The sequence below is a fragment of the Kitasatospora sp. NPDC127111 genome (assembly GCF_042677465.1).
GTDB lineage: Bacteria > Actinomycetota > Actinomycetes > Streptomycetales > Streptomycetaceae > Kitasatospora.
Map to the genome: position 1 here is coordinate 136,735 of NZ_JBHXTG010000010.1, position 25,505 is coordinate 162,239.

A 25,505-nucleotide genomic window follows, 5' to 3' on the forward strand; every position below is an offset into this window, starting at 1 on the left:
CAGCGGCGGTGCCGAAGGCGCCGGTCACCATCAGGCGGTCCGTTCTCTGGGTGGGAGGACGGTGGGGCCGGCTGGCATCACGGACGGCGCGATCGCCGGCGCCTGGCGCCGGTGGGTTCAGCGGGGCCGGCCGACGTCACCCCTGGTTCACAGTGACGGCACGACGCGGTGCCGGAGCGTTGCCGAGCTGGGCTCGAAGTTCGCGTCTCCCGCGTAGGTGAGGGTGATCTCGTGGTCGCCTGCCGCGAGGACCGTGGTGCTGAAGGACACCGAGCCGTGTCCGTCGAGCTGCGCGCTGCCCAGGACGGTTGGCCCGTCGGCGAACGTCAAGGCACCTTGAGGTGTGCCCGCTCCGGGCGGGGCCGGACGGACGCAGGCTCCGAAGGTCACCGCCTGTCCGGCCACGGAGGGGTTTGGTGACGCCGAGAGTGCCACGACGTATCCGCCGGGCGTCGGAGCTTGGGCGGTGACGGTGCCGTCCTGCTGGAGCTGGAAGCCGAAGGCGTCGTCGAAGGTCCCGTTCGCGGTCTGGGGGTAGTAGCCGTACGAGTGGAGAGCGCTGACCCCCGCGGGAAGCAGGACGGCGACGAGCGCTCGTGGGCTGAGTCGTGTCACTCCGGGGGGACCGGAGGCCGACAGGAGGTTGCCGATGCCCATCAGGTCGCTGTCCGCCTGGGTGGCGTCGATTAGGACCGGGTAGCCGTGGATGACGAGGGTGTTTCCCTCCGCTGTGGCGAACCCGGTGCAGGCGGGATCGAGAATCACATGCCCGTCCTGACCGATGCCGAACATGATCGACGATGGTCCGTGGTCCGACTTCGACCCCAACGCGTACCCGGAGGTGACCGGGGCGGGGATGGCTGTCAGTGCGTTCACCTTCGTGCGTGGAAGCTGCTTGTTCCCGTTCGGGTGGAAGAAACCGATCGTCTCCAGGTCGTGGGACAGTGCCGTGGCGTCGATGTGAATCGTCTTGGGGCTGAGGGTGAGGGTGGAGCCCGTGACGGTGGCGCAACCCCGGTGTATCGGGTCCACGACCACGTTCCCGTCCGGGGTGATGCGGAAGTACACGTCGGCGACGATTCCCGCACCGGCGAGGAGGCCGTAGCCGGTGCCGGGTACCGCGGCGACGGGAACCGCGGTGAACGCGGTGGTCGCGCAGCGCGGGAACTCGGTCGGGGTGACCCCGAGCAACTGCAGATCGTGCGGGAGCGCCGTGCAGTCGACGTGGACGGTGCGGCCCTTGACGGTCAGCGTGGTGCCGTCTGCCCTGGCGAACTCGTCGTATCGATGGTCGAGGCTGACCCGCCCGTCCGCGGTGATGCCGAAGGTCCAGGCGACGAAGTAGCCTGAGCCCGGCTGGAACTGGTATCCGTCGGCGGGAAGGGCCGTGAGCGGGTTGACCCCGCCGGGTAGCCACCGGGCGAATCCATTGGGCTTGATCGAGTGGTCGAGCCCGGTGCTGTCGACGGTGACGGTGCGTCCGGAGACGGTCAGCACGTCGACGCCGGTCTGCGGGTCGACTCCGGTCTTCGTGAGTTCGACGACGTCCGGGCCGACCAGGACGGTGCCGTCGGCAGTCAGGCGGAAGTCAAGGGAACCGCCGGCTACGCCGTCGAGTCGGTAGGACGGCGAGGGTGGCAGCCGCAGGTCGTACTGCTGGTGGGACTCGAAGGCGCTCCCGCTGATCCGGAGCTGGAGCCCGTGGTCGACCTGCACGTCCAGCCGGACGGGAAGTCCGTGTACGGTCAGGCAACCGCGCTGGTCGCGCCCGTCGAGGAAACGGTCGTACGACGGGTCGTAGGCGAGGGTGCCGTCCGCGGCGACCGTGAAGGTGAAGTCGGCCACCGAGACCCTGTCCGGGCCCCCGTCACCCAACTGCAGGTGGCATGGCGTGGCGACGGGCAGCGACACCGTGGGTGGTGGTGAGGCGGAGCCGTCGAAGACCGTGGGACCGGCCTCGGGGACGCTGAACGAGTGGCATGTCAGGTTCGAGGTGTCGATGCGGATCTCGGTGTCGGGCATCAGGTGCTTCCCGGTGGCTTGCGGAAGGGGGTCGTGCCGTGGATCTCCAGGCGGGGTGTGACGCAGACCCGGCTCGCGGCCCGGGCCACGAGCTGGCTGGCGGTGCCGTGTCCGGGGCCGAGTTCGTGGGTGCCGCCGAAAGCGCAGCTGAGTTCGTGGGTGCCGGCCGTCAGGTCGGTCGCGGTCAGCACCGCGTGGCCGGCGTGCAGCGGTACCCGGCCCAGCTGTCGGGTGCCGTCGGTGAAAGTGACGTGTCCGGTGGATCCGGCTGCCCCCGTCCCGGGCGCCGCACCCGCCCGCCGCACCGTGGCCGTGATCGTCACCGGCTGGCCGTAGACCGAGGGATTCGGCGACGAGGTGACGCTGAGATCCGCAGGCGGCCTGGCCGGACCGAGGTCGGCGAGGCCCAGCGTATCGGCGTAGAGCAGACGCGGGGGCTGGGACGGGTCGCCGGCCGGCAGGGTGTCGTGTTCCTCCACCAGGAGGCGGAAGTCGGCGGGGTCCCGGTCCTCGGGAAGGGTGACGGTTCCGCGCCACAGGACAGCATCGGGGACCGTCGGACCGGGCGCGCCGGGGTCGACGCCGGCCTCCGGGGCGGGGATCCATGCCAGCTCGTCCGCGAGGCCGGGCTGCCGCTCCTGGACGGACACCGTGACGGAAGCCGAGCCGACGCTCGCCGCCGTTCCCTGGTAGCTCTCGCCCGAGACGACCACGTGGAGCCGGCCCGGAGCCCCGATGCCGCGGGTCACCAGCACCGACCGGTTCGCAGGCAGTTGGACGAAGTCGGCGAGGACCACCCGGGAGAGTTTGACGTCGCGGGAGGCGCCGGCGACGGCGGGGTCGTGCTCGACGACGGAGTGCGGCTGGTAGCGGGCCAGTGCCAGGCGCACGAAGGGTTCGAACGCCGGTGCGTCGCCGGTCCGGGCCATCTCGATGTCGCAGTACCACAGGCCCCGGTGCTCGTCGTAGGCGACGTCGTAGGCGTGGACGTTGACCCGGTTGGCCGGGGTGGGGGCCAACTCGTCCAGGGTGAGACCCTCGGGGCCTTGAGGGGCCGCGGGGCCGGTGTCCAACGTCCCGGTGAAGGTCAGGTCCGTCGTGCCGGGCCGCGGGCCGTCGTAGCTCCGTAGCGGGTCGTCGGCCACACGGGTCACGTAGCCGGCCAGCGGCTCCGGCGGCTCGACCCCCGAGGGGGCCACCAGGACACCCAGTTGCTCGCCCTCGCCCGAGGAGAACCACGGCCCGTCCAGGTAGACCCGCAGGCAGTGGCCGTGCCGGTGGCTGGCCATGACGTTCGTACCGGTCTGACGGCGCCACTCGAAGGCGGGCACGACGTACCGCACCCGGGGCGCGGCCGGGCGGGCAGAGCTGGGCACGTGGACGACGACGTCGTCGCTGGCGCGGGTCACCGGCGGCAGGAAGTCGACCTGCACCGCCTGCCCGTCGGGGATGCCGCCGTGGTCGGTGCGGGCGATGGTGCCCGCGCCGTAGTCCATCGTGTAGTCGCCCGCCCCTTCCGTGACCGGGACGTACGCCGTGGCGCCGTCCGCGCTGCGCACGGTCTCCGAGTGCGGGGCCACGCCAGCCGGTTCGAGCGGGACGGCGGTCGTTCCGTGGAGCTCGGTCCGGGCCCGCCGGACGAAGTGCTCGGCGAAGCGGCTGCTCGCGACGGCGCGGTAGCGCACCACGCGGTGCCCGGTGTCCGGGAACCGGTGCCGGGGACATCGGCCGGTGCGGGTCAGGATGGTTCCGGTCGCCGGGTCGTAGTCGGCCACGATCCGCCCGCCCAGGGTGATCGGGCCGGGCAGGCCGCCGCCGAGCTGGCCGTGCTCCAGGTGCAGTTCGTCGGCGGCGGACTCGGCGGGTGTCGGGGCGGCTGTTCCGGAGCCCGGCACCTCGTTCCAGGTGCCGATCAGGTCGACCCGGCCCGTGCTGGAGTGGTGCACCCGGATGGTGCCTTCGAGGCCCGCGTCGGTGCCGCCGATCGCCCGTGTGGCGACCAGGGCGTCGATGGTCGGCCGGCCCAGCGGCTGCTGCACGGCGTGCACGAGCAGCAGGGGGCGGGCCGGGGTGAGGGCCCAGTGCCCGCCCGTCACCGCCCACTGTGCGAGGCGGCCGGCCTCCTCGCACAGCGCCTCCAGCTCGGTCGGCCGTTGAAGGGTCTGCGCGGTGTCGTCGACCTGTCGGCGCATCCAGTCCCAGACGCCGAGGAGGACGAGATCGGCGGGATCCAGCCAGGAGCTGAGTGCGACCTGCGCCACCTCGCCCTTGGGCAGCGAGACGGTGAGGGTCCGCCGCTGCGCGTCCCAGTCGGGGGGCCGCGTCCCTTCGCGTAGCACCAGCCGGAACGGCTGTACGTGCGGCCAGTCCGCGGCCTGCCCGAAGCCGATCAGGGTGGCTGAGGCGCGGTGGTCGTCGTCCGGCGTGAAGTCCGTCGGTCGGTAGCGTAGGTGGCCGGTGTCGTCGACGGTGCCGACCGTGTCGTCGGGCGTGCCCGGCAGGCCGCGCAGTGCGGCTCCCCGGGCGATGACGTCCGGCAGGTAGGGCAGCACCAGCTGTTCGGCCGGTGCCACCGGGACCATCCCGTCGTGGTCCAGGTGGGCGCCGTCCCCGGTCACGATCATCTGGTACGTGTCCGGATCGCCGCGCACGCGGCCGTCGGGGCCGTCGAACGCTCCGTGGGCCTCGGCCAGTGCCACGGTGGTCCGGGGCGGGGCGAGGTGACGATCGGTGATGCCGGTGCTCATGACGGCGTCTTGGGCGCTGTCGGTGTTGGCGCTGCGGATGACGAGCCGGTCCGGTGACGCGCCAGGATCGGTGTCCGGTGACAGCGTGGCGCGCGGCACGACGACGGGGGAAGGTACGGGTTCGTAGCGCAGGTACACCCGTCCGGGCGCCGTCGTGGGCAGCGCCGGGAGGTCGTCGGCCTCGGCCAGGGTCCGGCTGTTGCCGGCCAGGTCGACCACGCGTGCCCGCAGCCGGTAGCCGACGCCGAAGCGCAGCGAGGGCAGCGAACGAGCGGCGGCCACGAAGGAGGTCCGCAGCTGCAGCGCGTTGACCGCGGCGTTCGTCGGCCGGACCGGGGCCACCGTCGGGTCGTTGCCGGTGGCCAGGGCGAGGCCGGGCCGCGGCGCCACCAGGCTCCAACCGGCCCAGCGCAGCAGCGACTCGGGCAGGTAGAGCACGGCCGGCACCGCGGGGTGCTCCGGCTGGGCAGGCACGCCCGCGGCGGACAACTGGACGAAGCCCTCGTCGTCGATCGTGAGGACGGTGCCCGTCCGCTCGAAGCGGTAGGTCCCGGAACGGGCGCACAGCGAGTGCCAGGCCTGCGACCGGGAGTCCCACACGTCGACTCGGTAGCCGCGGACCAGCTGTTCGGCGCCGAGGAGGACGTCCTGCGGGCTGTCCCCGTCGAGCGTCGTCCGATCGCGGCTCTGGTCGGCCAGCCGTGCGGCGAGCGCGTGCGCCCGGCCGTCCCGGACCAGTGAGAAGCCTGCCGAACGCAGCGTGGGCAGAGCTGCGGTGTAGGGGCGGTCGGCGGCTGTCCGGGAGAGTGATGCTTGCAGGTTCAGCGTGAGGTTGACGAGCTTGTGGACGGCACCGTCCACCTCGACGTCGATCAGATCGAAGTCAGGCCCGTTCAGGTCCAGCAGGCCGTTGGGGATACCCGGGGCGGTGGGGTCGGGGGCGGTGACGAAGTCGTCGCCGTCCCAGACCGCGCTGGTGGTCGGCGAGACGTCCACCGTCGGGTCGGTCGGGTCGGCGGCCGGCCGGCGGGGCAGGACGCGCAGTCGGCGAGCGGTGGACGCGGTGGGGATTCCGGCGGCCGGGAGTTCGAGGTCGACGATCAGGCCCAACCGGCGCATCAGGGCCGGGTAGTCGCCCAGGCAGGCCACGCACTGGTGGAAGTCCAGCAGCCCGGACAACTGGTCCGCCGGCGGCAGAGGGGCGTTCGGGCGGGCCGGCCGGTCGTGGAATTCCTGGAACGCGGCGACGGAATCGGTTGGTGAGGCGGGCGTCGGCGCTGCCGCCGTCGGCGCGTTCGGATCCGGTTCGGCTGAGCGCAGGGCGATGTGCGGTTCCCGCCCGGGTGGCTCCGGCGCCTGCGGTGGCGGGGGCGAGAAGCCGCAGGCGACCAAGACCGGCAGCAGCCCGTTCGCTCCGTTGTCGGTGAGGGGCGGAGGCCCGGCGAGCGCGTCGAGAGCGACAGTCGTGTAGAGCCGCCGGACCTGCTCCTGCAGGGCCCTGGCCGGGTAGGAGATCAGCCGGTGACCGGCGTAGTCGTGGAAGCCCGGGGTGGAGCGCACGGGCGTCTCCGGCGCGAACAGGGCGTCCCACAAGGTGGGTTGGAGCTGGCCGAGGGCCTTCAGCCCGTCGGCCACGACCGTGTCGTCGAGCTCCAGCGCGAACGTGGTCGTCGCCAGCCGGGAGGGCCAGTTCTGCTCTCCCGTACCGCCGAGGTCGTGGAACGCGCCGAGCACGCCGGACGTTCCGTCCGTGGTGGTCAACCGGGGTGAGGCCACCACCGACAGGCGCAGCCGACGGTCGCCGTCCTCGCCGACGACGCCGTGGGGGACCGCTGTCCACATCACGCGTTCGGGCACGGTGTACCTCCTCAGGCGAACGCGTCGGCGTACGTCCGCCAGTCCTCTTCGGTGGTCACGTCGCCGAAGTCCGGGTCGCCCGCCGGGTCGGCGCCGCCGACGAGGACACGCCGGACCGTGAGTTCCACCGACTCGCTGAACAGCGTGAGATCGACCTTGATCGTGAGGGTTGCCGTGCCCTCCAGCCGGTCCGGGTGCGTCGCGTAGGTCAGGCCGAGGTAGAAGTCGATCGAGGCACTGACCAGGCCGAGGACCTCGACCTCGCCGCTCTGTCGCTGGTAGCCCGTCACCGAGGCCCTGCCGACCGGGAGAGCGTCGTAACGGGCGTAGACGCCGATCATCATCGCGACGTTGCCGCTGGCCACCCCGAAATCCAGGCCGACGGCGGCACCGACCTCCAGGCTGGCCTCTACGGTCTCGATGCCGTCCAGCCCCAGGGCCAGGGCGAAGAAGCCTCCGCCGCCCAGGCCTTCGACGGTGACCAGGAACTCGTCATTGCGGTCGCCGAAGGCGAAGCGCAGGCTCGGCCGGTCGTCGAGGAAGGGGAGGTTCAGGCTGATGCCCAGTCTCACGTTCTCCAGCAGGAAGACGCCGAGAGGAACGGGTGGCAGCGGCAGGGAGTAGGAGGCCCGGACGCCCGCGGGGCCCACGTCGACGGTGGGTGCGTAGGCCGAGCCGCTGCCGCCGATGAGGTCGGCCAGGGCGGAGAAGAAGGAGAGGTCCGAGAACAGGCGCACGGCGTGGTCCGGCAGCTCCACGCTGACGCCGGGCTTGGCGCCATTCTCCGAGCGGAACGTCAGGGCATCGAAACGGACCTCCAGGACGCCCGGGAAGCCGACGGTGAAGTCGCGTAGCGTCGTGCGCACCGAGGTCCGGGGTGGGTCGGGGTCCGGCCCCAGTGACTGCTCGATCCGGGCATGCAACGACAGGGAGATGGGCGCGCCGCCGTCCGACGGGCGCAGCAGCGCGCTCGTGCTCTCCACCTTCGGTTCCCAGTCCAACGTCGTCACCACCGACGTGGCGGTGGTGCGGCTGAACATCTGCGGGAACTGCCGTGGTTCGAAGACGCCGGAGATCAGCTGGGCCAGCGGTACGGCGCCCATGAGTTTCGCAGTGCCGGTGAAGAACGCGGCGGGGTCGAATCGCCCCGCCGCGAGTGCCTCCAGATCCCCGGCGACTGGCCCGAGTGTCGACGACAGGCCCTTCACGGCCATGTTCGGCCTCGCCAGCACGGCGCCGCGCTCGGCGGGCAGCTGCACCTCCAGCGGCGCCGTGAGTTCGGCGAACAGGTGGGCGGGGTTGCCGTCGGTGTCTGCCAGGTACGTCGGCGACGGCACGACGGTCGCCGGATTGGCGGTGCCCAGCAGCCGGTCGACCGCCGGGAGTCGCACCCGCGCCGATTCGAGCACCGGCAGGAACGGCAACGGGCCGTGGCCGATGACCACGTCGAAGGTCAGTGCGTCGGTGGTCAGGGTGGTATCGCCGGGCCGGGCCGGGTCGACCGGCGGCGCGAACGCCACCGGCGCGCCCCCGACGTCGACGCGTCGCTGGACGGACGGCTCCGTGGGGTCACCGCGGCGGTAGCGGGCCCGGATCTCGGCCAGGGTGCCTGGGTCGTCGGCGAGGGCGAGGGGGACGAAGACCAGGGCTGCGTGGAAGTCGGTGTCGGTGCCCGCCCGGTCGGTCCCGATAAGGTGGAACGGGACGGTTCCCGGCGGTGTGGCATTCATGATCCAGAAGGGCGGGTCCGCGCCGTCGGGGGAGTCGCTGCGCCGGTCGATGTCGGGAAGCACCCGCGGGCTCGCCGGAGTGAACAGGGTTGCGATGCGCACGTCCGTGAACGGCATCTCCCTGCCGTGGTGGTCGTAGTCGTCATCGGCGTAGTGCTTCACCGGTTCGCGGACCAGGAGGAACCGGTGCTCCCGCAAGACCGCCACCGGTCTGCCGGCGTTCTCCTCGATCGTGCGGTCGGTGACGTCGATCCAGGCGGCGCGGTGTTTGAACGGGAAGAGCACTCCCTCCTGCGTGATGCGCGCGAACTGGTCCCGTCCCAGGGTCGTCACGTGGTGCCACGCGCTGAGTGAGGGGTCCGACCACTGCCCGTGCGCCCGGAGCCAGCCGCCCCGCGCGGAGAGCATCAGCTGGTCAATCTCGAGGGGAGCGGCCGCCGAGAGCGCGACGATTGTCCGGCGCTGGGCGGGCGTCGGCCGCAGGGCGGCCGCCAGGTCCGGTAACGTGCCGGCCGGGCCCGGCGAAAACACCGCCCGCACATAACGGTCCTCCACCAGCTCCTCGTCGACGACCGGACGGCCGTCGGCATCGAGCGCCCGCACCCCCAGGCGGGTGTGCCACAACTCGGTGCGCCCCGCGTGGGTGACCGGCTCGACGGGGTGGGCCCAGCCACCGCCGGGATGGGGCGAGAGCACCAGGTGGTACGGGAGCTCCAGCGCGGTCTCGGTCGCCTGTGGGGCGGCGCCACTTCGGTCGGCGGAATCTGGGTCGACGGCGACGACGGCACCTCTCGGCTGCCGGGCCGCGGGAGGCAGGCTGGGTTCCAGGGCCCCCCAGTCGAGCAGTGCCTCCAGCGTGAACGGAAGCCGGTCGGTCCCCGGCGGCAGCCGGAAGGCGAGCCTGCTGGGACCGGACAGTTGCCCGGGCTGCGGCACGGACAGCGCCGCCCCGCCCGGGAGCACCGGCTCGGCGGCGTGCTGCGGCGGGAAGTGGACGATGACGAAGGCGTCCTGACCGGCCTGCTCTCGCACGAGCCAGCCCGCCGATGGTCCGTCGGTCTGCAAGGTGAGATTGACCAGCTCGAACCGGACGGCCAACAGATCCTGCGACCGCACCACGTTTCGTGAGAAGGGGGCCATGGGGTCCACCCCCGTCCTGAGGATGATTCCCAGCCAGCATCCCGGCCGAAAGGGATGTTTCCTGGAGAGGCGGGCCGCTGCGCCGCCTCCGCGATCCCGTGAGGTTCTCTCCGACTATCGGGACCTCTTCAGTTCGCGGGGTCGATGGTGATGCAGTTGAACGTTTCGTCGCCGGCACCGGTGTCGTTGGCGAGTGTCACCGTCAACCGGTAGGAACCTGCGACGAAGGGTCCCACGGTCGGCTTTTGTAGGGGACCGGTATCGCCTGGGGCCAGCGCCGGTTCGTCGAAGGTCTCGTCGAAGACCACGGGGTGATCCGCGTCGTCACTGCCGGGGCATCCCTCCGGAATGCTCGTGATCACGAGTCGGTCCGTAAAAGCCTCGACGTCTACATCGCTACGGTTGACCGCACTCCACTGAACCTGGAACGAATCGGATTCACTGAGGATCGCCGAGCTCGGAACGATTGGATTCTGAGGATCGGCGAAGAAGACGTCAGTCATTGATCGAATCCCCTCGGGAAGGTGGTCGCGCACTGTTACTGAGAGCCGTACCAGTCTTGACTCACTGGGTCCGGAGCCTCGGAGGGCGTCGTGTTTCGATGGACGACGCAGTGCACCGGTTGCCCGCCGCACGGGCGCGTCGCCTGCTCTCTCCAGTATGGATGAGGCGGGCGGTTTGGCGCCCGCCGCCAGCGGGGGTCATTGGATCTGGAGGCGCATGGGCATCCATGTCGAGCCGGGCTGGGAAGATCGTCTCGGGGCCGGTGAGTTTCGCCCTCGAGACGCTCGCCCGGTCCCTGCCGAACGGCAGCCGTTTCCACGAGGTCCGCAGCGACGGCAGCAGCGTCAACCTGACGATCCCACAGCAGTCACGGCGCCCAGGGGGACGGAACGGGTGGGCGACAAAGATCCGTTGGAAGCGGAGGCCTCGCCACCGCTGTCGGCACCGCCCGGTATCAGCGGTCCGAAGGTGCCGACCGACGCCGGGACTCCCACACCGGAGGAGTTCGCCCCCTTCTACCGCAGCCTCATGTCCACGCTGATGGGCTTCCTGATGCATCAGGGCGCCCCGCGACAACTTGCGGCCGACCTTGCCCAGGAGACGATGATCGCCGCGTTTGGCAGGAAGAGCGGTCATATCGGGCATGGACATGACCCGGCCGGTGCGCTGGTCGGGACCGCGACTCACCGGCGGGACCCGGCGGCGGCGCGTCGACCGCGTCGTCCATCACCTGGGCGAGGACCGGCAGCTCCCGCTCGAACCAGGTCAGCGCGGTGGCCGGCATGGCGAGGGCCAAGGCGGTCACCGCGCCAGCGCGACCCACGTCGAGCAGCACTTGACCGGCGGTGGTCAGCCTCATCTGCCGGGTGTGCGCTCCAGCAGGCGTACGCCGAGCCGGGACTCCGTCTGAGCGATCGCCTTGGACAGCGGGGCCGTGGCCGCCGGCCTCGCCGCCGCCCGCCGGCGAGGCTGCGCCATGCTCGGGCGTTGCGCGGCCCGGCTGAAGTTCAGTTCCTCGGCGACGGCGATGAAGTACCTCAGCTCGCGCACCTCCAGCTCATTCATATCCGTGGACTATAGATTCACACTCGTCCGGTCTTTCCCCGCCGCCCGTGGGTGAGGGGAGGCTGGGTGCCATGACGACTTCGCAGAAGACCGCTCTGATCACCGGCGCCAACAAGGGCATCGGCAAGGAAACGGCGCGTAGGCTCGCCGCCCTCGGCATCACCGTGCTGATCGGCGCCCGCGACGCCGAGCGCGGCGAGGCGGCGGCCGAGGAGCTGCGCACCGACGGCGCCGACGTACGGTTCGTACCGCTGGACGTCACCGACGAGATGTCGGTCCAGGCCGCCGCCAAGCACATCGACGCCACGTTCGGCCGCCTCGACATCCTCGTCAACAACGCCGCGATCGCCGCCGGAGCGCAGCAGCCGAGCGACACCCCCGCCGCCACCGTCCGCCAGGTCTACGAGACCAACGTGTTCGGCGTCATCGCGGTGACCCACGCCATGCTCCCCCTGCTGCGCCGCTCCGCCGCGGCACGCATCGTCAACATGTCGAGCGAACTCGGCTCCCTCACCCACCTGGCCGACCCGGGCAGCCCGTGGTCCGCCTACTACTCGGTCCTCCTCCCGTATTGCACCTCCAAGAGCGCGCTGAACGCGGTCACCGTGCTCTACGCCAACGAACTGCGCGCCGAAGGGATCCTGGTCAACGCGGTGAGTCCCGGCTACTGCGCGACCGACCTCAACCGCCGCACCGGGGTACGCACGGCCCGGGAGGGCGCGGCCGTCGCGGTCGACCTGGCGACCGTGGGCGCGGACGGCCCGACGGGCGCCTTCCTGGCCGCGGACGGGCCGATTCCCTGGTGAGACCCTGCCGCGCCGTCCCCGCCCGAAGCCTGACGGCCGGGCGCGGGGCTTACCCGGCGCGACACGAAGACTCACCGGCGACCATCGTTTCCCGCGGCGGCTGCGCCGTCACCTCAGCCACCCCAGTCACACCAGTAGCGATCTACGGCTACCGCACACAAGGAGTCCAACCCATGTCCGAACCCGTCCAGCCGACCGAGTCGAGCGCGCCCGTGGTCGTTCTGGTGCACGGAGCCTTTGCCGACGCCTCCGGGTTCACGGGCGTGATCCGCGAGCTGACGGCCGCCGGGCACCGCGTCGTCGCGCCGCCGAACCCGCTGCGGGGTCTGGCCGGCGACGCGGCCGTGGTCCGCGCGGTCGCCGGTGGCTGCGACGGCCCCGTCCTGCTGGTGGGGCACTCCTACGGCGGTGCCGTGATCACGCAGGCCTCCGCCGGCCTCGACAACGTCGCGGGTCTGGTCTACCTCGCCGCGTTCGGCCTCGACGAGGGCGAAAGCTGCGCCGGCCTCGGTGCCCCCTTCCCGCCCTCGATGCTGGCCGAGACCATACGGCCGACCTCCTACGAGGCGCACGGCGCCGCGGGCGGCCCGGACCTGTACATCGACGCGGACGGCTTCCACGAGTCGATGTGCGCCGACCTTCCCGCCGAGACGGCCCTGGCCATGAGCCTCGCCCAACGGCCGATCGCGGCGGCGGCGTTCGCCGAAGAGGCCACCGGGGCCGGTTGGAAGACCGTCCCGTCCTGGTACCAGATCGCCCGGCACGACAACGCCCTCTCCCCTCAGGCACAGCGCTTCATGGCCGAGCGGATGGGCGCGACCACTGAGGAGGTCGACGGCTCCCATGTGGCCTTCATCGCCCAGCCGCGCCGCACGGCGGACTTCATCAAGGCGGCGCTGAGCAAGCTCTGAACCGACCTGGCAGGGCAGAAAGGGCCTGGCACAGGACCCTCCTACGCGCCGGGCCTTCCGCGCCCAGCTACGGGATACGCCGGCCCGCCGGGAGCCGCCCCCAGCGCCGGTTTTCGTTCCGACGTTCCTACCGACGCCAATCGCATCGGAGCCGAAGAGGCGGCGGCGGTCCTGGCTCGTTGAGCGCCGACTGCTGCCGGGGGCTGCCAGGGACGTCCCACCTGGCGTACAGCATCGTCGCCGGCGTCCCCGCGGCCTGCGCGAGCCGCCGCACGCGCAACCGCTCGACACCGTCCGCCTGCCGCGCGCCGACCTCCCGGCGCGGCGCCGGGACACCGCTGCCCCGGCTCTGCTCCACCACTTCCTCCGGGAAGCCGCTCACCGACACCCCCGCCGGACGGCGCGGTGCTGAGCAGCCACTCCGCGGTCGACGCCGGCAGCTCGCGCGTCAGCCGCCCCAGCGTGTTCCCTGCTGCGCCTCCGTCCAGACCGGGCCGGCGCAGCAGGGCGTTCTTCGACTCGAGGAGCTGGCGCAGCACCTCCAGGCGCTCCTCGGTGCCGCTGTTGGCGGTGAGGTTGAGACCCGCGATCGTGTTCCTGTCGCCGAATCCGTGCTGTACCCCGACGTCCGAAGGGCGCCTGAAGACGTTGCAGCGGCCCTGCGGGGCTGTCCTGTTGGTGGCGGCGGGTAGGGTGCGCAACGTCCCGAGAACGCCAGGGGCGGCGGTTCCTGGTGTGAGCAGCACACCCGGGGGCCCGTCGACGTTGGTCCGGTGCCATGAGGGCCTGGCGCTCGGTGAGGGGTAGGTGGTGCCCGAACTTGCGCCGGGTAGGACGCCGGGGACTGCGGCGAGGACCTTCAGGGCGGCTTTGACGCCCAGGACCGGGGTGCCGGCGACCAGGATTCAGTCGGCCAGTGAGGGGTTGAGGTGGCCGGTTGAGCGTTCGGCTCGCTGTCAGTCGTCCTCGGGCCGGACGCGGCCACCTCGGGCGCATGCCAGCACCGTCGTGGCCGCGGCGTTGAAGAAGAGCATGAACCCCCAGGCTTGGTCCGCTGTCTGGATCAGGCCGATGCGCAAGGGTTCGTCTCCTGCTCGTTCGAGGATCCCAACGGTCTCGGTGAGGCCGAGCGTCGCTACCCCGCGCCTCTGAGTGGTTCGGAGGCGGCGCCGGTAGACGCCGACATGCCGGTTGGCGGGGATCAGGCTGTCCCAGACCGTGAAGGTGCCTCCGGAGAGCAGGGCGCCGCGTGCGGGGCCGCAGGCCGGCGTCTGGTCGGCGAGCATCTCGGCGAGGTCGTCGCGTGTCATGCGACAGATCCTGCCGGGCGGTGCTCAACTCGCCGACTGAAATGCTCAGTCACAGGGCCTTTGACCGAGCGCTTCAGTTGGCGGATGCGTGCCCTGGGTGACGAGCTGCTTCGCGGGAGGCCAGCCATCGCCAGCGTCGGCGCTCCGTGACCAGAGTCGCGGCGGCCAGCAGGGTTACGGGGCCTGCCGCCCACACGGGCCAGGCCAGCCATGAGGAAGCTACGGCCGCGGCGAGTTGGAGCAGCACCAGAAGGATCGTGACCCAGCCCGGTACCGCGATGATCACCTGCGCTTTGTCACCTGGAGTCGAGAAGCACGTGGGGAGGCCGACCAGGAGTATCACGGACAGGGCGGCAAGCAGCCAGGAGTGGCCGGCCAGCACCCAGGGCGTCGCCACCCATGCGACCAGTTCCACCGCGAAGCGCAGAACGGACGCGGCGCGGTCGTCGGGTCGGACCGAAATCGATTCCCCCGCAGTGTTGATCACCTGTGGACGGTCGCACCGCCCGCACCCAACGGTCAAGTGTTTGAGCGCCATTGCTCGCGAAGCAGGCTTCTTCCCGGGCCCTGTACAGCCGGCTACCGCGCGGCCCGGTTGACGCGACCCGCCAACTGAAGCGCTCAGTCACGGCCGGCCGCCCCCGCGGCCCTTCTTCTTCCGACTGGCGGCTTGCTTTGACGAAGCACGGACCGACGATGGGCAGCGCCCGCCGGAACTGCCTCGGCCCGGCCCGGATCGGACACCTCGAACGGCTGATGGAACAGTGCGAGGACCGCGGCACCCGCACAGGCCATGCCGGCTGGCAGCTGAACACGCGTACGCCACCCGGGGGACCCTCGTGCCACGGGGGACCGCACGCGCCATCAGGAGGGCGTCCGGCGCCACGATCTGGAGAGGATCTGGTTTCCCCGCCCCGCATCTGCGAGCGCGCCGTACGGTCCGGTCCGGCCACGGCGGTCTTCACCGTCGATGCGGCGGCGGCAGCGGGGGTTCGGCTGACGCCGGCGCAGGGGGCCCGTGCGGAAAACCGTTTGGCGGATCACCAAGATCACTGCTAGCTTTCCGGAGGCCGTGCGAGAGAACGAGGAGGTGGTACCCGTGAACGCAGTATCGACATGGGTGCTCCCCTCCGGGGTCACGGTCGGGCGATAGGTCGTCCGGGAGCGCCGTTTGATGAGCACTCCCGAAAGGCACGACCGTGAAATTCACCTCTGAGCAGCGCTTCGACGACGGTGTCATCGAGCGTGGATTCATCCTTGGCGAGATCCCCGGCATCCTGTGGACGCCCGCGGCCGCGTCCGCACCGGCGCCGCTGATCCTGATCAGCCCGCCGCCGCTCGGACTGAGCAAGATGTACCCCCGGCTGGCCGGGCGGGCCCGGTACTACGCGACGGAGTACGGCTTCGCTGCCGCCACTATCGAGCTCCCCGGGGGCGGTGACCGGCCCGGTCTGGCTGTCCTCGACCAGGCCCGCGCCGAACTGCGCCGGGTGATGGAAGCCGGTGAGCCGGTCGGCGGCGAGCTGGTCGACGCCCTCGTCCTCCCGCTCGTCGAGAGGGCCGTCCCGGAATGGCGGACCACCCTGGACGCCCTCCTCGCGCTGCCCGAGATCGGCGGCCCGGTCGGGTACGAGGGGGGCATCATCTCCATCGGCGTCCGGCTGGCGACGGTCGAGCCGCGCATCGCGGCCGCCGGTCTCTTCGCCGGGAGCCTCGTGCCCCCCGCCATGTTCGAGGAAGCCCGCGAGGTCACCATTCCGCTGCAGGTGCTGCTGCAGTGGGACGACGAGGGGAACGACCGGCAGGCGGCCCTGGACCTGTTCGACGCCTTCGGCTCCCGGGAGAAGACGCTGCACGCCAACATGGGCGGGCACACCGGCGTCCCGCAGTTCGAACTCGACGCCGGGGCCCGGTTCTTCGCCCGCCACCTGAAGTGAGGCCGGGCCGCCGGACCACCGGCGGACGATGACATGGGCGGTGTCTGACAGGGCTGTCCGCCGAGGGCCGGTCGGTGGCCGCTCCTGGCCGCCCCTCCGCAGTTCGCCGCGGGCCCCTGCCACCCGGCAGGGGCCGCGGTACTGCGCTGCGGGGTGTGCGGGCAGCGGATCGTCAATTCGTCCTGTGCGGGCTCTTGAAAGGCAATGTGACGTGTGCCATTTTACCACGCAGTCCCGTGGTTGACGGGACATCCGCCCCCACCCCCAGGAGTGCACCGTGCGTGCCATCGCCACCACGCTGCTGATCGCAGCCCTCGCGGCCACCCCCCTCCAGGCCGCGCAAGCCGCCCAAGCCGCCCCGGTCTCCCCGGCCTCCCCCACGCCGGATCGGGTCCTCGCGGACCCGGGACAGCGGCCGGCCCACGGCAACGCCAAGAGTCCCGGTGCGGCCCTCGCCGGCGGCGGGCTGGAGTCGCGCATCCTGCCGATCGTCCACACCTGCAGCCCGTCGCTGCGGATCCGGGCGCAGGAGATGACCGCCGACCAGCTGACGGCGACGTGCACCAGCCTGGCCAACCAGGACGCCTACTTCCACGGCGTGGTCAAGGACCCGGGTCCGGTCGCGAACGACTACAACACCACCCTGGAGGTCGACGTCTTCAATTCGAGCGCCGACTACAAGGCCTACGCCGGGAAGATCTACGGCATCGACACCAACAACGGCGGCATGTACCTGGAGGGGGACCCGGCGAAGACGGGCAACCAGCCCCGGTTCATCTGCTACGAGCGCACCGACGTGAGCCCCAGCTGGCAGATCTGGAACCTCAACCACGAGTACACCCACTACCTCGACGGCCGCTTCGACCTGTACGGCGACTTCAACGCCAGCCAGACCACCCCCACGGTGTGGTGGGGCGAGGGCATCGCGGAGTACGTGTCCTACTCCTACCGCGGCGTCACCTACACCAACGCGATAGCCGAGGCCGGCAAGCACGCCTACGCCCTGCGCACGCTGTTCGACACCACCTACGACAACAGCGACGTCAACCGCACCTACCACTGGGGCTACCTCGCCGCCCGCTACATGGTCGAGAGGCACCCGGCGGACGTCGCCGCCGTGCTCGGCCACTATCGCACCGGGAACTGGGCCGCCGCGCGTTCCCTCCTCACCTCGCTGAACTACGAGAGCGACTGGAACGCCTGGCTGACCGCCGTGGCAACGGGCGCCTGATCCGTACGCCCCGCCGTGGCCGGACCTCCCTCCGGCCACGGGTGCTCCGGGGCGAAGCGGTAGTCCACACTCACCACGGCCAGTCGGGCGTCCGTGGCCAGCGTCCAGAGCTTCTCGTCCTGCCCGTCCGCCGAGCCGAACGCCCGGCCGCCACCCTGGACGTGCAAATACACGCCGTCGACGTGGTCTGGCACGAACACCCGGACCCTCACCCCGGACGCGAGCACGCGGTCCTGCCCGTGGGGCACCGGCGGCGCGTCACCGCCGAGCCGGACACTTTCAGCTGGCCCTTGGCCTGCCGATCGAGAAGTTCCACCAGGCGTTGATCGCCGAGGGCGCCACCGAGTTCGACCGGCCCGGCTCCACCTGTTGCCCGATGAACCAGCTGCCGCTCTACCAGCACCCCGCCTCGCTCTTCCCCGGCCACCCACACTCCCACCGCCGGTACCAGGCCGGGGACTTCCCCGTTGCCGAGCACGTCCACGCGCACACGATCAAGCTCCCGGTCTGGCATCGTGAGCAGGATCTCGAACTGGCCGAGCAGTACGTCCGCGCGGCCATCAAGATCAGCGATCACCACAAGGAGCTGCTGTGACCGTCACCTCCTCCGCGTTCGTGGCCGACCTGGCCGCCGACGCCGAAGCCGCCGGCATCAGCGGCTTCGTCGCCGCCGCCGTCATCAACCACGACGGCCGCATCCTGTTCGTCCGGCGCAACCCGGACGACTACATGGGCGGCCTCTGGGAGATCCCCTCCGGAACGGTCGAGACCGGCGAGAGCATCCTCGACGCCCTGCACCGGGAGACCGCCGAAGAGACCGGCCTGACCATCGACCAGGTCACCGGATACATCGGCCACTTCGACTACCAGAACAGCCGCGGCGGAACCACCCGCCAGTTCAACTTCGCGGTCACCGTGGAGAAGACCGAGCCGGTCGTCCTCACCGAGCACGACGCCCACCAGTGGGCCTTGCCCACGGAACTGCCCGAGGTCAGCGACGCGGTCCGCACGCTGATCGCCCCCTGATCCAGAGCTCCGGGCCGCGCTTCTGCGGATCGAGGCCAACACCCGGGTACTGGAGGCGTGGCGGGCCGGCCAGACCCGGCCCGGCAGCGCGGAGCAGGCACTGGGGGAGGTGCTGGACCACGTCGCACGTACTGGGGACATCCCCGGGAGACGACACCGGCCGGAAAGCGGTTCGGTTCCGGGTTCGGCTGGCCCCACCTCCTCCATCGGGTGAGGTTTCACGGGCTGCCGTGCAACGGAGTGGTGGGTGTGACGAAACGCGCGCGGTGGCCGATAGCGTGTGGTGTGCGGCGCCCGCCCCGATGCGTCCCGACAGGATGCGTCCGGGCGGGCGCCGTGTTGTCGGTGCCCGCCCGGGGGACGTGCCGGAGTCGGGTCAGAACTCCAGCACCTCGCGGTCGAGCGGATACTGCGCACGGTGAGGGCCCTCGTACGGTGAGGGCGTGATCGGCAGGACGCCGGTCGGTTGCAGGCCCAAGTTGTCGTCCCAGATCCGGGGTTCGACCTGTCCGAGGACGCGGAACTGCTGGAAGGTGAACGGCGGGCTGTCGGTCGGGAAGAACTCGGCCGTGGTCATCACCTGGAAGTGCAGGTGCGGGGTGGTGGAGTTGCCGCTGTTGCCGATCAGCGCGAGGACCTGGCCGGGTTCGACGCAGTCGCCCTCCCGGACGTTGAGCGAGCCGGGTTGCAGGTGGCCGTAGAGCAGGTAGCGGCCCGGCGCGACTTCCAGGGTGATGTGGTTGCCGACGGTGTCCTCGATCGGCGGGATGGGCGGCGTGTGGGGCGGCGGGTTGTCCGGGATTCCGTCCTGGACCTCCACCACGCGGCCGCGGGCCGCGGCCGCGACCGGCTGACGGTAGCTCAGGTAGCTGGTGAGCTGGGCGGGATCGCCTTCCCAGGCCTGCCCTTGCTCGCCGACCCGGTACCAGTCGATCGCGAAGCGCTGCGGCACGCCGAAGCGGCCGTTGATCGGGGCGAGGCCGCGCCGGTGGTGGGTGTTGCCGCAGCACGACTCGCTGGCGTACCAGGTGCCGGGGAGGACCGGCGGGTTCAGGTTCAAGGGCGCGGTGCGGGCGGTCGGGGTGGCCTGCACTGTCTCCTCGAACGCGGAGGGGCCGGAGGCGGTCAGGATGGCACCCGAGAGATGGTGTTCGAGGACCTCGGGCGCCGCCCGGCCGTGGTCGAGGGTCAGGTCGAGCCAGATGATCCACTGCTGGGAGCCCTGGATGACGGTCGGCGTCGGCGCCGGGGCCGGCGGGGTGTACCCGTCCGCACCGGGCAGGGGATCGCCCACCGGATTGGCAGCCTCGGCCAGCGCCTGCCCGCTCAGCGAGCCGATGATCTGTTGGGTGCTGGCGTCTTTGACGTCGACACGGTCAAGCCGCACCGGCGTGCTGCTGGACAGTGCGCTCGTGGTGAGCAGTTCGTACGAGAGGTGCGTCTTGCCGTCCGTGGCGTCGAACGGCGTCGGTTCGGTCATCACTGCCGCCGTCAGCGGCGTGAACTGAGTGCCGGGCGCCAGAGCGGCCGCGCCGGTCCCGTATCCGGGTCCCGCTGAGGCCGCCAGCATGCCGACTGCGAGCACGGCTGCGGCGAGCCCGCGAAGTAGAGGGCCGCGACCAGTGCGGTTACGAGGGTCGTGCTCTGCCATCGTGCTCTTTCATTCGTCGGGTCCGGGGCCGTGAAGGACGCCGGCACGCCCCGCGCCGAGGCGCAGGCCCATGCAACCCGGAGGCGCACCGAATCGGGTGGAGGCCACCGGAGTCAGGCGTCGAACTACACCCGTCCAGCCGCACGCGGGTTTGCGCCGCCAACAGGACCGAAGGCGCCACTGCGCCATCTGACGTCATGTCGGAACTATGGGCGCGGGTGGGGCCCAAAGAACCCGGAACTCAGGTGGGGCCAGCCGAACCCGTACAAGTGGGGCCAAGGCAAGCCATTATGGACATAGGGCCGAATCCGAGGCCCAGCAGCCGGCACAGGCCACGCACGGAGACCCGCACGCTGCTCCACTACACCAAGCTACGGTCGATGGTCGACGGTATCCTCCTCACGCCAGGACCTTGTGGCTCGCACTCCTGGAGTGAGGATGAGTACGTGGCAGCTGGATCGTGGGCTGAGTTCCGCCGGTGAAGTGGCTGGTGGTCAGGTCAGTGAGCGTTTTCAGAGTGGCCTCTATCGGGTGACGGCTGTGCTGCCGGTGTGAGGGCATGACGAACGAGGCCCCCAGCGGTTGAGCGAAACGTCTGAAGTCTCAACTGTCCCGCCGGGGAGCCCCGTTTCAGGGCCGCGAAGAAGGTAACGGGGCGGCCGGATAGGGGCGCCGGATGCATGACGTGAATCACCGCGCCGACCACCCCGCTACCGCCGCGCCGTTGCTGGTTGATCAACGCCGGGGGTCGGCGACACCCGGCGAGCCCGGGGAAGAGTGCCGGCACCCGGATCGTCCGAGGACCGACCACGCAAGGAGGCAGCCGATGGGGATCGGCGCGGCGGGTCCGCGCTGGACCAGGTCCTCGATCCGGGCGGCGCCGGCTGCGACCGCGGCCAGCATCCCGGCGGTGGCCGGGTTCTCCTCGGCGGCCAGCCGCAGGTCCGCCACCGCCGAGCGCACCTGGGCGGCCGCCGTGCCGACCAGGACCACCAGCAGCCGCGGGAAGGATCGCCAGCGCCGCTCCCGCGCCGGGCCCTGGCCGTCCGGGCCCGGCTGCTCCCACAGGGCGGCGCAGGCCGCGAGCTGTGCCGCGGTCTCCTCGGCGCCGACGCCGGGGCGGCGGCGTTCGATGAAGGCCCGTAGTCGGTGCCGCTCGTCGCCGGTACCTGCGGTGTAAGCGAGCTCGGCGGCGGGCGGGTACACCCCGCTCTCGCCGGCGGGCAGCTCGGGGGCGGGCAGGAGGTCGAACAGGCCGCAGGCCTCGCCGCGGGCGCGGGCGTCGGTGAGAAGGCGGCGTGGATCCGGCCGATGTCGAGCAGGTGCTCGCGTCCGTGCCGGACGGCGAGCTGCTCCACATCCGGTGCCCGATGCTCCGAGCGGCGGGCCTCGGGGAGGGGCGCCGCCACCGCCGCGCCCTGGGCGCTGGGTGATGATCTCCACCGACTCGCCCGGTCGCCGCGTCACGGTGTCCTTGGGCGGCGGAGGCCGGCGTGGGCCGTCTCTGGCTGTCAGTCGGTCGGTTCGCCGGGCGGGAATGAGCGGTCGACGGCCTTTCGGGCCAGGTCCTGGCTGTTCGTCACGAGGTGGGGCTTGCAACCTGGTGGGCGAACCCACAGTCGTCGCTGCGGGGCTCACGGACACCATGAACCGCCGCTTCGGCTCGCCCGGGCCTCCACCGTGTAGCCCTGCTCCCCATCGAATGCCCAGGACACGGCGAGATGGGAGGTGGCGCCGTCGATCTGCTTGGTGAAGCAGAGGCCGATCCGTTCGCCGGCCGGGTCATGGCCCCACACGGCGGGGAAGAGCCCTGGCACTGGCATCATGAGCGACAAGATCGCCCAGCCTCTCAGGCGGACGCCTACCAGCGGCAACCCTGGCCTTGAACGTCCATAACTGCCCAGGGACGTACGCGCTGCTACTCGGGTCGGGCATCTCGATCGCGTCCGGCGTGAAGACTGGCCTTGGTACCGTCGCGCGTATGGCCGCTTGAGAGTGTGTGACCAAGTGCAGGCCGTGGCGATGGGTGCGCTCACCAGCAATTCGGCCCGTCTCGTTCTGCGACTCCACGTCGTGGTGGTCTTCGACCCAGTCGTCGCCGATGAACAGCACTGGTCTTCCCCAGCTTCTCTTGGCGTTCTATGTGCGCAGCCTGCAGAAGGCGCGGCTCGCCTTCTCATGGATCAAGTGCTCACGCCCAACCTGCCTGGTGGGCACGCCATCCCATCAGCAGTCAGGCCCCCGGCCGACCAGCAGGGCACGGTGGCTCCGAAGTGGGCAGTGCTCACCTGCTGGCGGCTACGGGCCGTAGTCTCCCTACGGCCCGACGGACCCATTAGAAGTGGGTGGCGATGCCGAAGGCCTGTCGGAGCTGCGCCATGTCGTGACGGTCTCGGTCGGCCGGTTCGTAGCCCTGGTGGAAGTAGACCTGCTGATCGGCCGAGAGGCAGGGGACGGAGGTCCCCTGGATCGTTCCCGTGACAAAGCACGAGGCGGGATAGGTAAATGGGTGCTCGGCGTCGGTCGAGGCTTGGACTGCGGACCCGTCGGCGGCGAAGAGCAGCGGGTGCAGATCGATCTCTCGACCACTGGGGTCGGTGACCACGAACCGCACCGGTCGCCAATCCAGGGTCTCGGCGAAGTCGGCTCGCGAGAGGGCCGCGACCACCTCTGGCTCCTGGTCGCTTCGGTGCATCAGGTCCAGGTCGCGGTGCTGGCGGGTCTGCTCGCCGACGAGGGCGTCGATTCCCCAGCCGCCACCGATCCAGATGTCCACCTCTGCCCGCCGCAGCACGGCGAGGATGGCCAGTACGTCGTCTGCTGTCATCACTCGCGGACGCTAACGCTGATCGCGCGGGTAGGCGAGCGGATTTACTGCCGTGACCCCGTCGCTCCGGCCCGCCATAGTCAGACGATCAAGACCACGGGCTCCCGCCCACGACCTTCATAAGCACGTCGGAAGCCCCCTAACGCCACCAAAGCCCCGACCAGCGCGTTCGAAGAGGGCGAGGCTTCTATGATTTGCCGGCGGCGAGATGCCACACACCGTTGGCCAGAACGAGCGTCGCCGCATAGCTGGCCCGCTGCGGTAGCTGCTCGCCAAGGCGCTGAAGGGCGGGATGCCCGCCACCGCGACGCGCTCGGCCCGCATTCTCGACCGCCCGTGCCGGCCGGCCAACCCGTGGCGCCGACGGCCTCGGCGACCCGGTTCGGAGTCCGCTCGCCGACCCCCGCACATCACGCATCCCGTCGCGGAAGGATCCACCGCGCAGGCCGGGCCGACTCCCGGGTCCGCACTGCCGACGCAGAGTCAACGCCGCACCGGGGCACGCCGCCGAGGCGGACCTGTGCCACCCGCCCGCCGGTCGACTCCCGCAGCATCGCCCACCCGGAAGGGCGCGGCATCGAGCGGCGCCGCCGACAAGCTCCATCAAAAGTCGGGTAACAACGTTACCCATGAGCTACGTTGTTTCCGTGAACACGCCTTATCAGGAAGCTCAACGCGCAGGCCAGACGGCCGTGCGCACCACAATCCTTGACCACGCCATAGACCTGCTGGTCACGGAGGGGCCGGCCGCGCTGACGATGCGGCGGATCGCCACCGGGATCGGCGCCTCGACCAAGGTCCTGTACACCATGTTCGGGGGCAAAGAAGGATTGATCGATGCGCTCTACCGGGAGGGGTTCGCCCGCCTACGGCGGGTGCAGCAGCAAACCTCGTGGACAGAGGACCCGTTGACTCGACTCAACGACCTCGCGGCTGCCTACCGTGCACATGCACTGGCCGAACCTGCCTACTACCGGGTGATGTTCGAGCAGGCGGTGCCCGGGTTCCAGCCGAGTGCCGAGGCCTTGGGTGCGGCCGAGAGTGCCTTCGACGCCTCCGTGGCCGCCGTTCAGGCATGCATCGACTCCGGCGTGTTCGGGCCGGGAGACGCGTACGAGATCTCAAAGATCCTGTGGGCGGCGGCACACGGGGCGGTGAGCCTGGAGATCGCGGGCCACTTCCCGCCGGAGGCCGCAGCCCGCCGCTTCGACACACTGATGACGGCGGTGGGACGGTCCTTCCTCGCCGCCCAGCAGGGACAAGGACGGACGTCATGACGATCAGCCGCTACCTGTCGGGAAGTTTCGCACCGGTCACCGAGGAGGTCACCGCGTTCGACCTGCCGGTCACCGGCCGGATCCCGGCCCACCTCAACGGCCGCTACCTGCGAAACGGTCCCAATCCGCTTGGTGTCGAGGACCCTGCCGCCCACATCTGGACCCTCGGCCCCGGCATGGTGCACGGCGTCCGTGTCCGCGACGGCCGTGCCGAGTGGTACCGCAACCGCTGGGTGCGCTCATCCTCCGTCGCCGAGCGGCTGGGGGAACCACGCCGGGGCACTCCCGTCGACGAGCGGCTGGACATGGCACCGAACGTGCAGGTCGCGGGGCTCGCGGGCCGCACGTTCGCCCTGTTGGAGGGCGGGATTCGCCCGTACGAACTCAGCTACGACCTCGACACGGTGGGCCCCTGCGATCTGGGGGCGACCCCCGAGGGCTACAGCTCCAACGCCCATTCCGTCTTCGACCCGCACACCCGGGAGCTGCACTCGCTCGCCTTCCTGTACGGCTCGGAGCATGTCCAGCACATCGTCATGAACGAATCCGGCACGGTGGAGCGGACCACACTGATCCATACGCCCGGTAATCCCTACATGCACGACTTCGCGCTGACCGAACACCATGTGATCCTCTTCGACGCGCCCGTGGTGTTCAGCGCCGCTCAGCTGCCGACCGGAGTCCCCTTTGTCTGGGACGAATCCCACCAGGCACGGGTGGGCGTGATGCCACGCACGGGCGGCGAGGTGCGCTGGTTCGAGGTCGCACCCGGCCTGGTCGGGCACACGCTCAACGCCTACGACGACGGCACGGACGTGGTCATCGATATCGTCCGGCACCCCGAGGGCTTCAACATCAGGGACTTCGGCACCAGCCGTCCCACCCTGGACCGCTGGCGGGTCGACCTGGTCGCCGGACATGTCCGGGAAGACCGGCTGGACGACCGTATCCAGGAGTTTCCGCGGGTCGACTCCCGTTGTGTCGCCCGCTCCCACCGGTACGGGTACTCGGCCGCGGTCGAGCTCTACGCACCGCCGACCGGCCCCGGGGACCCGCGGCCGAACGAGGGGTTCAGCAGTGCACTGCTCAAGCACGACCTGGTACGCGGCACAACTGAGGCGCATGAGTTCGGCCGTTTCGGGGCCGTCGGCGAGGGCGTGTTCGTCCCCACGGAGTCGCCCCTCGCCGAGGACGACGGATACGTGATGGCGTACGCGCATGACGCCGAGCGCGGCGCGGCGGATCTGGTGATCCTCTCGGCCCAGGACTTCACAGGCGAACCGGTCGCCCGCATCCATCTTCCCGTACGGATCCCTCTCGGCCTCCACGGCAACTGGGTCCCCGGAGACCCGTCGAACGCTCACCACCCCTAGGGCGCGTATTCGGTCGTGATCAATCTGTGCGATTCACCCTCGCGGCGGGTTCTGATCCGGTAGACCGTGGTGCGTGACGCGAGCGCAACTG

General features: G+C 70.8%; 19 protein-coding genes and 1 pseudogene. 9 read left to right on the top strand and 11 right to left on the bottom strand.

Annotation, left to right across the window (positions count from 1 at the left end):
* Window positions 1-147: 147 nt before the first annotated feature.
* The 5 genes from ACFVHB_RS09555 to ACFVHB_RS09575 all read right to left on the bottom strand — a co-directional run bounded on the left by ACFVHB_RS09555 (window position 148) and on the right by ACFVHB_RS09575 (window position 11,065).
* On the bottom strand, window positions 148-2,022 hold the full coding sequence (locus ACFVHB_RS09555) for an Ig-like domain-containing protein (protein ID WP_380317730.1): 1,875 nt from the start codon (window positions 2,020-2,022) through the stop codon (window positions 148-150).
* Window positions 2,022-6,626 (bottom strand): Ig-like domain repeat protein, encoded by a 4,605-nt coding sequence (locus ACFVHB_RS09560; protein ID WP_380317733.1) that lies wholly within the window; start codon window positions 6,624-6,626, stop codon window positions 2,022-2,024. Before ACFVHB_RS09560 ends, ACFVHB_RS09555 begins: the two co-directional genes overlap by 1 nt.
* A gap of 11 nt (window positions 6,627-6,637) precedes the next feature.
* Window positions 6,638-9,496: a hypothetical protein gene (locus tag ACFVHB_RS09565; protein ID WP_380317736.1), complete on the bottom strand. Its 2,859-nt coding sequence runs from the start codon at window positions 9,494-9,496 to the stop codon at window positions 6,638-6,640.
* A gap of 128 nt (window positions 9,497-9,624) precedes the next feature.
* On the bottom strand, window positions 9,625-9,999 hold the full coding sequence (locus ACFVHB_RS09570) for a hypothetical protein (RefSeq protein ID WP_380317738.1): 375 nt from the start codon (window positions 9,997-9,999) through the stop codon (window positions 9,625-9,627).
* 856 nt (window positions 10,000-10,855) lie between these two features.
* Window positions 10,856-11,065 carry a LysR family transcriptional regulator gene (locus ACFVHB_RS09575; protein WP_380317741.1) on the bottom strand — a complete coding sequence of 70 codons (210 nt, stop codon included), beginning with the start codon at window positions 11,063-11,065 and terminating at the stop codon, window positions 10,856-10,858.
* Window positions 11,066-11,136: 71 nt separating this feature from the next.
* On the opposite strand from ACFVHB_RS09575, the gene ACFVHB_RS09580 reads away from it, so the two are divergent.
* Together ACFVHB_RS09580 and ACFVHB_RS09585 are read left to right on the top strand one after the other, a co-directional pair.
* Entirely contained in the window at window positions 11,137-11,871 is a 735-nt protein-coding gene (locus ACFVHB_RS09580; RefSeq protein WP_380317744.1) for an SDR family oxidoreductase, read from the top strand.
* 173 nt (window positions 11,872-12,044) lie between these two features.
* Window positions 12,045-12,782, top strand: a complete 738-nt coding sequence (locus ACFVHB_RS09585; RefSeq protein ID WP_380317747.1) for an alpha/beta fold hydrolase — start codon at window positions 12,045-12,047, stop codon at window positions 12,780-12,782.
* A 956-nt stretch (window positions 12,783-13,738) separates the two neighbouring features.
* Here ACFVHB_RS09585 and ACFVHB_RS09590 read toward each other — a convergent pair.
* Together ACFVHB_RS09590 and ACFVHB_RS09595 are read right to left on the bottom strand one after the other, a co-directional pair.
* Window positions 13,739-14,092, bottom strand: coding sequence for a hypothetical protein (locus ACFVHB_RS09590; RefSeq protein ID WP_380317750.1), 354 nt, complete (start codon window positions 14,090-14,092; stop codon window positions 13,739-13,741).
* 73 nt (window positions 14,093-14,165) lie between these two features.
* Window positions 14,166-14,576, bottom strand: a complete 411-nt coding sequence (locus ACFVHB_RS09595; RefSeq protein WP_380317780.1) for a hypothetical protein — start codon at window positions 14,574-14,576, stop codon at window positions 14,166-14,168.
* A gap of 715 nt (window positions 14,577-15,291) precedes the next feature.
* On the opposite strand from ACFVHB_RS09595, the gene ACFVHB_RS09600 reads away from it, so the two are divergent.
* Both ACFVHB_RS09600 and ACFVHB_RS09605 read left to right on the top strand, forming a co-directional pair.
* The gene (locus ACFVHB_RS09600; protein WP_380317753.1) at window positions 15,292-16,029 is read left to right on the top strand and encodes an alpha/beta hydrolase; all 738 of its coding nucleotides are present in this window, start codon (window positions 15,292-15,294) and stop codon (window positions 16,027-16,029) included.
* A 466-nt stretch (window positions 16,030-16,495) separates the two neighbouring features.
* A pseudogene (locus tag ACFVHB_RS09605) lies at window positions 16,496-17,254 on the top strand (collagenase); the annotation flags it as partial.
* On the opposite strand, the gene ACFVHB_RS09610 reads toward ACFVHB_RS09605, so the two are convergent.
* A complete protein-coding gene (locus ACFVHB_RS09610; protein WP_380317756.1) occupies window positions 17,209-17,691 on the bottom strand; it encodes an alpha/beta hydrolase fold domain-containing protein in 483 nt (160 codons plus the stop codon). The pseudogene ACFVHB_RS09605 and the gene ACFVHB_RS09610 sit on opposite strands and share 46 nt — an antisense overlap.
* Between ACFVHB_RS09610 and ACFVHB_RS09615 the strand changes: the two genes are divergently transcribed.
* Entirely contained in the window at window positions 17,583-17,855 is a 273-nt protein-coding gene (locus ACFVHB_RS09615) for a hypothetical protein (protein WP_380317789.1), read from the top strand. The genes ACFVHB_RS09610 and ACFVHB_RS09615 overlap by 109 nt on opposite strands.
* Window positions 17,852-18,286 carry an NUDIX hydrolase gene (locus ACFVHB_RS09620; protein ID WP_380317759.1) on the top strand — a complete coding sequence of 145 codons (435 nt, stop codon included), beginning with the start codon at window positions 17,852-17,854 and terminating at the stop codon, window positions 18,284-18,286. Before ACFVHB_RS09615 ends, ACFVHB_RS09620 begins: the two co-directional genes overlap by 4 nt.
* Window positions 18,287-18,662: 376 nt before the next feature.
* Here the strand turns inward: ACFVHB_RS09620 and ACFVHB_RS09625 are convergent, their stop codons facing one another.
* Both ACFVHB_RS09625 and ACFVHB_RS09630 read right to left on the bottom strand, forming a co-directional pair.
* On the bottom strand, window positions 18,663-19,766 hold the full coding sequence (locus ACFVHB_RS09625) for a M23 family metallopeptidase (RefSeq protein WP_380317762.1): 1,104 nt from the start codon (window positions 19,764-19,766) through the stop codon (window positions 18,663-18,665).
* A 906-nt stretch (window positions 19,767-20,672) separates the two neighbouring features.
* Complete coding sequence (locus ACFVHB_RS09630; protein ID WP_380317765.1) at window positions 20,673-21,143, bottom strand: hypothetical protein; 471 nt, start codon at window positions 21,141-21,143, stop codon at window positions 20,673-20,675.
* A gap of 92 nt (window positions 21,144-21,235) precedes the next feature.
* Between ACFVHB_RS09630 and ACFVHB_RS09635 the strand changes: the two genes are divergently transcribed.
* Entirely contained in the window at window positions 21,236-21,370 is a 135-nt protein-coding gene (locus tag ACFVHB_RS09635; RefSeq protein ID WP_380317768.1) for a hypothetical protein, read from the top strand.
* A 902-nt stretch (window positions 21,371-22,272) separates the two neighbouring features.
* Here ACFVHB_RS09635 and ACFVHB_RS09640 read toward each other — a convergent pair.
* Window positions 22,273-22,764: a nucleotidyltransferase domain-containing protein gene (locus ACFVHB_RS09640; protein ID WP_380317783.1), complete on the bottom strand. Its 492-nt coding sequence runs from the start codon at window positions 22,762-22,764 to the stop codon at window positions 22,273-22,275.
* Window positions 22,765-23,393: 629 nt separating this feature from the next.
* Between ACFVHB_RS09640 and ACFVHB_RS09645 the strand changes: the two genes are divergently transcribed.
* Window positions 23,394-24,041: a TetR/AcrR family transcriptional regulator gene (locus ACFVHB_RS09645; RefSeq protein WP_380317771.1), complete on the top strand. Its 648-nt coding sequence runs from the start codon at window positions 23,394-23,396 to the stop codon at window positions 24,039-24,041.
* A complete protein-coding gene (locus ACFVHB_RS09650) occupies window positions 24,038-25,414 on the top strand; it encodes a carotenoid oxygenase family protein (protein ID WP_380317774.1) in 1,377 nt (458 codons plus the stop codon). Before ACFVHB_RS09645 ends, ACFVHB_RS09650 begins: the two co-directional genes overlap by 4 nt.
* Window positions 25,415-25,505 lie beyond the last annotated feature (91 nt).

What these genes read in the sequence shown, in the direction of transcription:
- ACFVHB_RS09575 (WP_380317741.1), bottom strand. Translation starts at nt 11,065, where the DNA reads ATGAATGAGCTGGAGGTGCGCGAGCTGAGGTACTTCATCGCCGTCGCC.
- ACFVHB_RS09640 (WP_380317783.1), bottom strand. Translation starts at nt 22,764, where the DNA reads ATGACAGCAGACGACGTACTGGCCATCCTCGCCGTGCTGCGGCGGGCA.
- ACFVHB_RS09625 (WP_380317762.1), bottom strand. Translation starts at nt 19,766, where the DNA reads ATGACCGAACCGACGCCGTTCGACGCCACGGACGGCAAGACGCACCTC.
- ACFVHB_RS09555 (WP_380317730.1), bottom strand. Translation starts at nt 2,022, where the DNA reads ATGCCCGACACCGAGATCCGCATCGACACCTCGAACCTGACATGCCAC.
- ACFVHB_RS09650 (WP_380317774.1), top strand. Translation starts at nt 24,038, where the DNA reads ATGACGATCAGCCGCTACCTGTCGGGAAGTTTCGCACCGGTCACCGAG.
- ACFVHB_RS09565 (WP_380317736.1), bottom strand. Translation starts at nt 9,496, where the DNA reads ATGGCCCCCTTCTCACGAAACGTGGTGCGGTCGCAGGATCTGTTGGCC.
- ACFVHB_RS09580 (WP_380317744.1), top strand. Translation starts at nt 11,137, where the DNA reads ATGACGACTTCGCAGAAGACCGCTCTGATCACCGGCGCCAACAAGGGC.
- ACFVHB_RS09570 (WP_380317738.1), bottom strand. Translation starts at nt 9,999, where the DNA reads ATGACTGACGTCTTCTTCGCCGATCCTCAGAATCCAATCGTTCCGAGC.
- ACFVHB_RS09645 (WP_380317771.1), top strand. Translation starts at nt 23,394, where the DNA reads ATGAGCTACGTTGTTTCCGTGAACACGCCTTATCAGGAAGCTCAACGC.
- ACFVHB_RS09585 (WP_380317747.1), top strand. Translation starts at nt 12,045, where the DNA reads ATGTCCGAACCCGTCCAGCCGACCGAGTCGAGCGCGCCCGTGGTCGTT.
- ACFVHB_RS09590 (WP_380317750.1), bottom strand. Translation starts at nt 14,092, where the DNA reads ATGACACGCGACGACCTCGCCGAGATGCTCGCCGACCAGACGCCGGCC.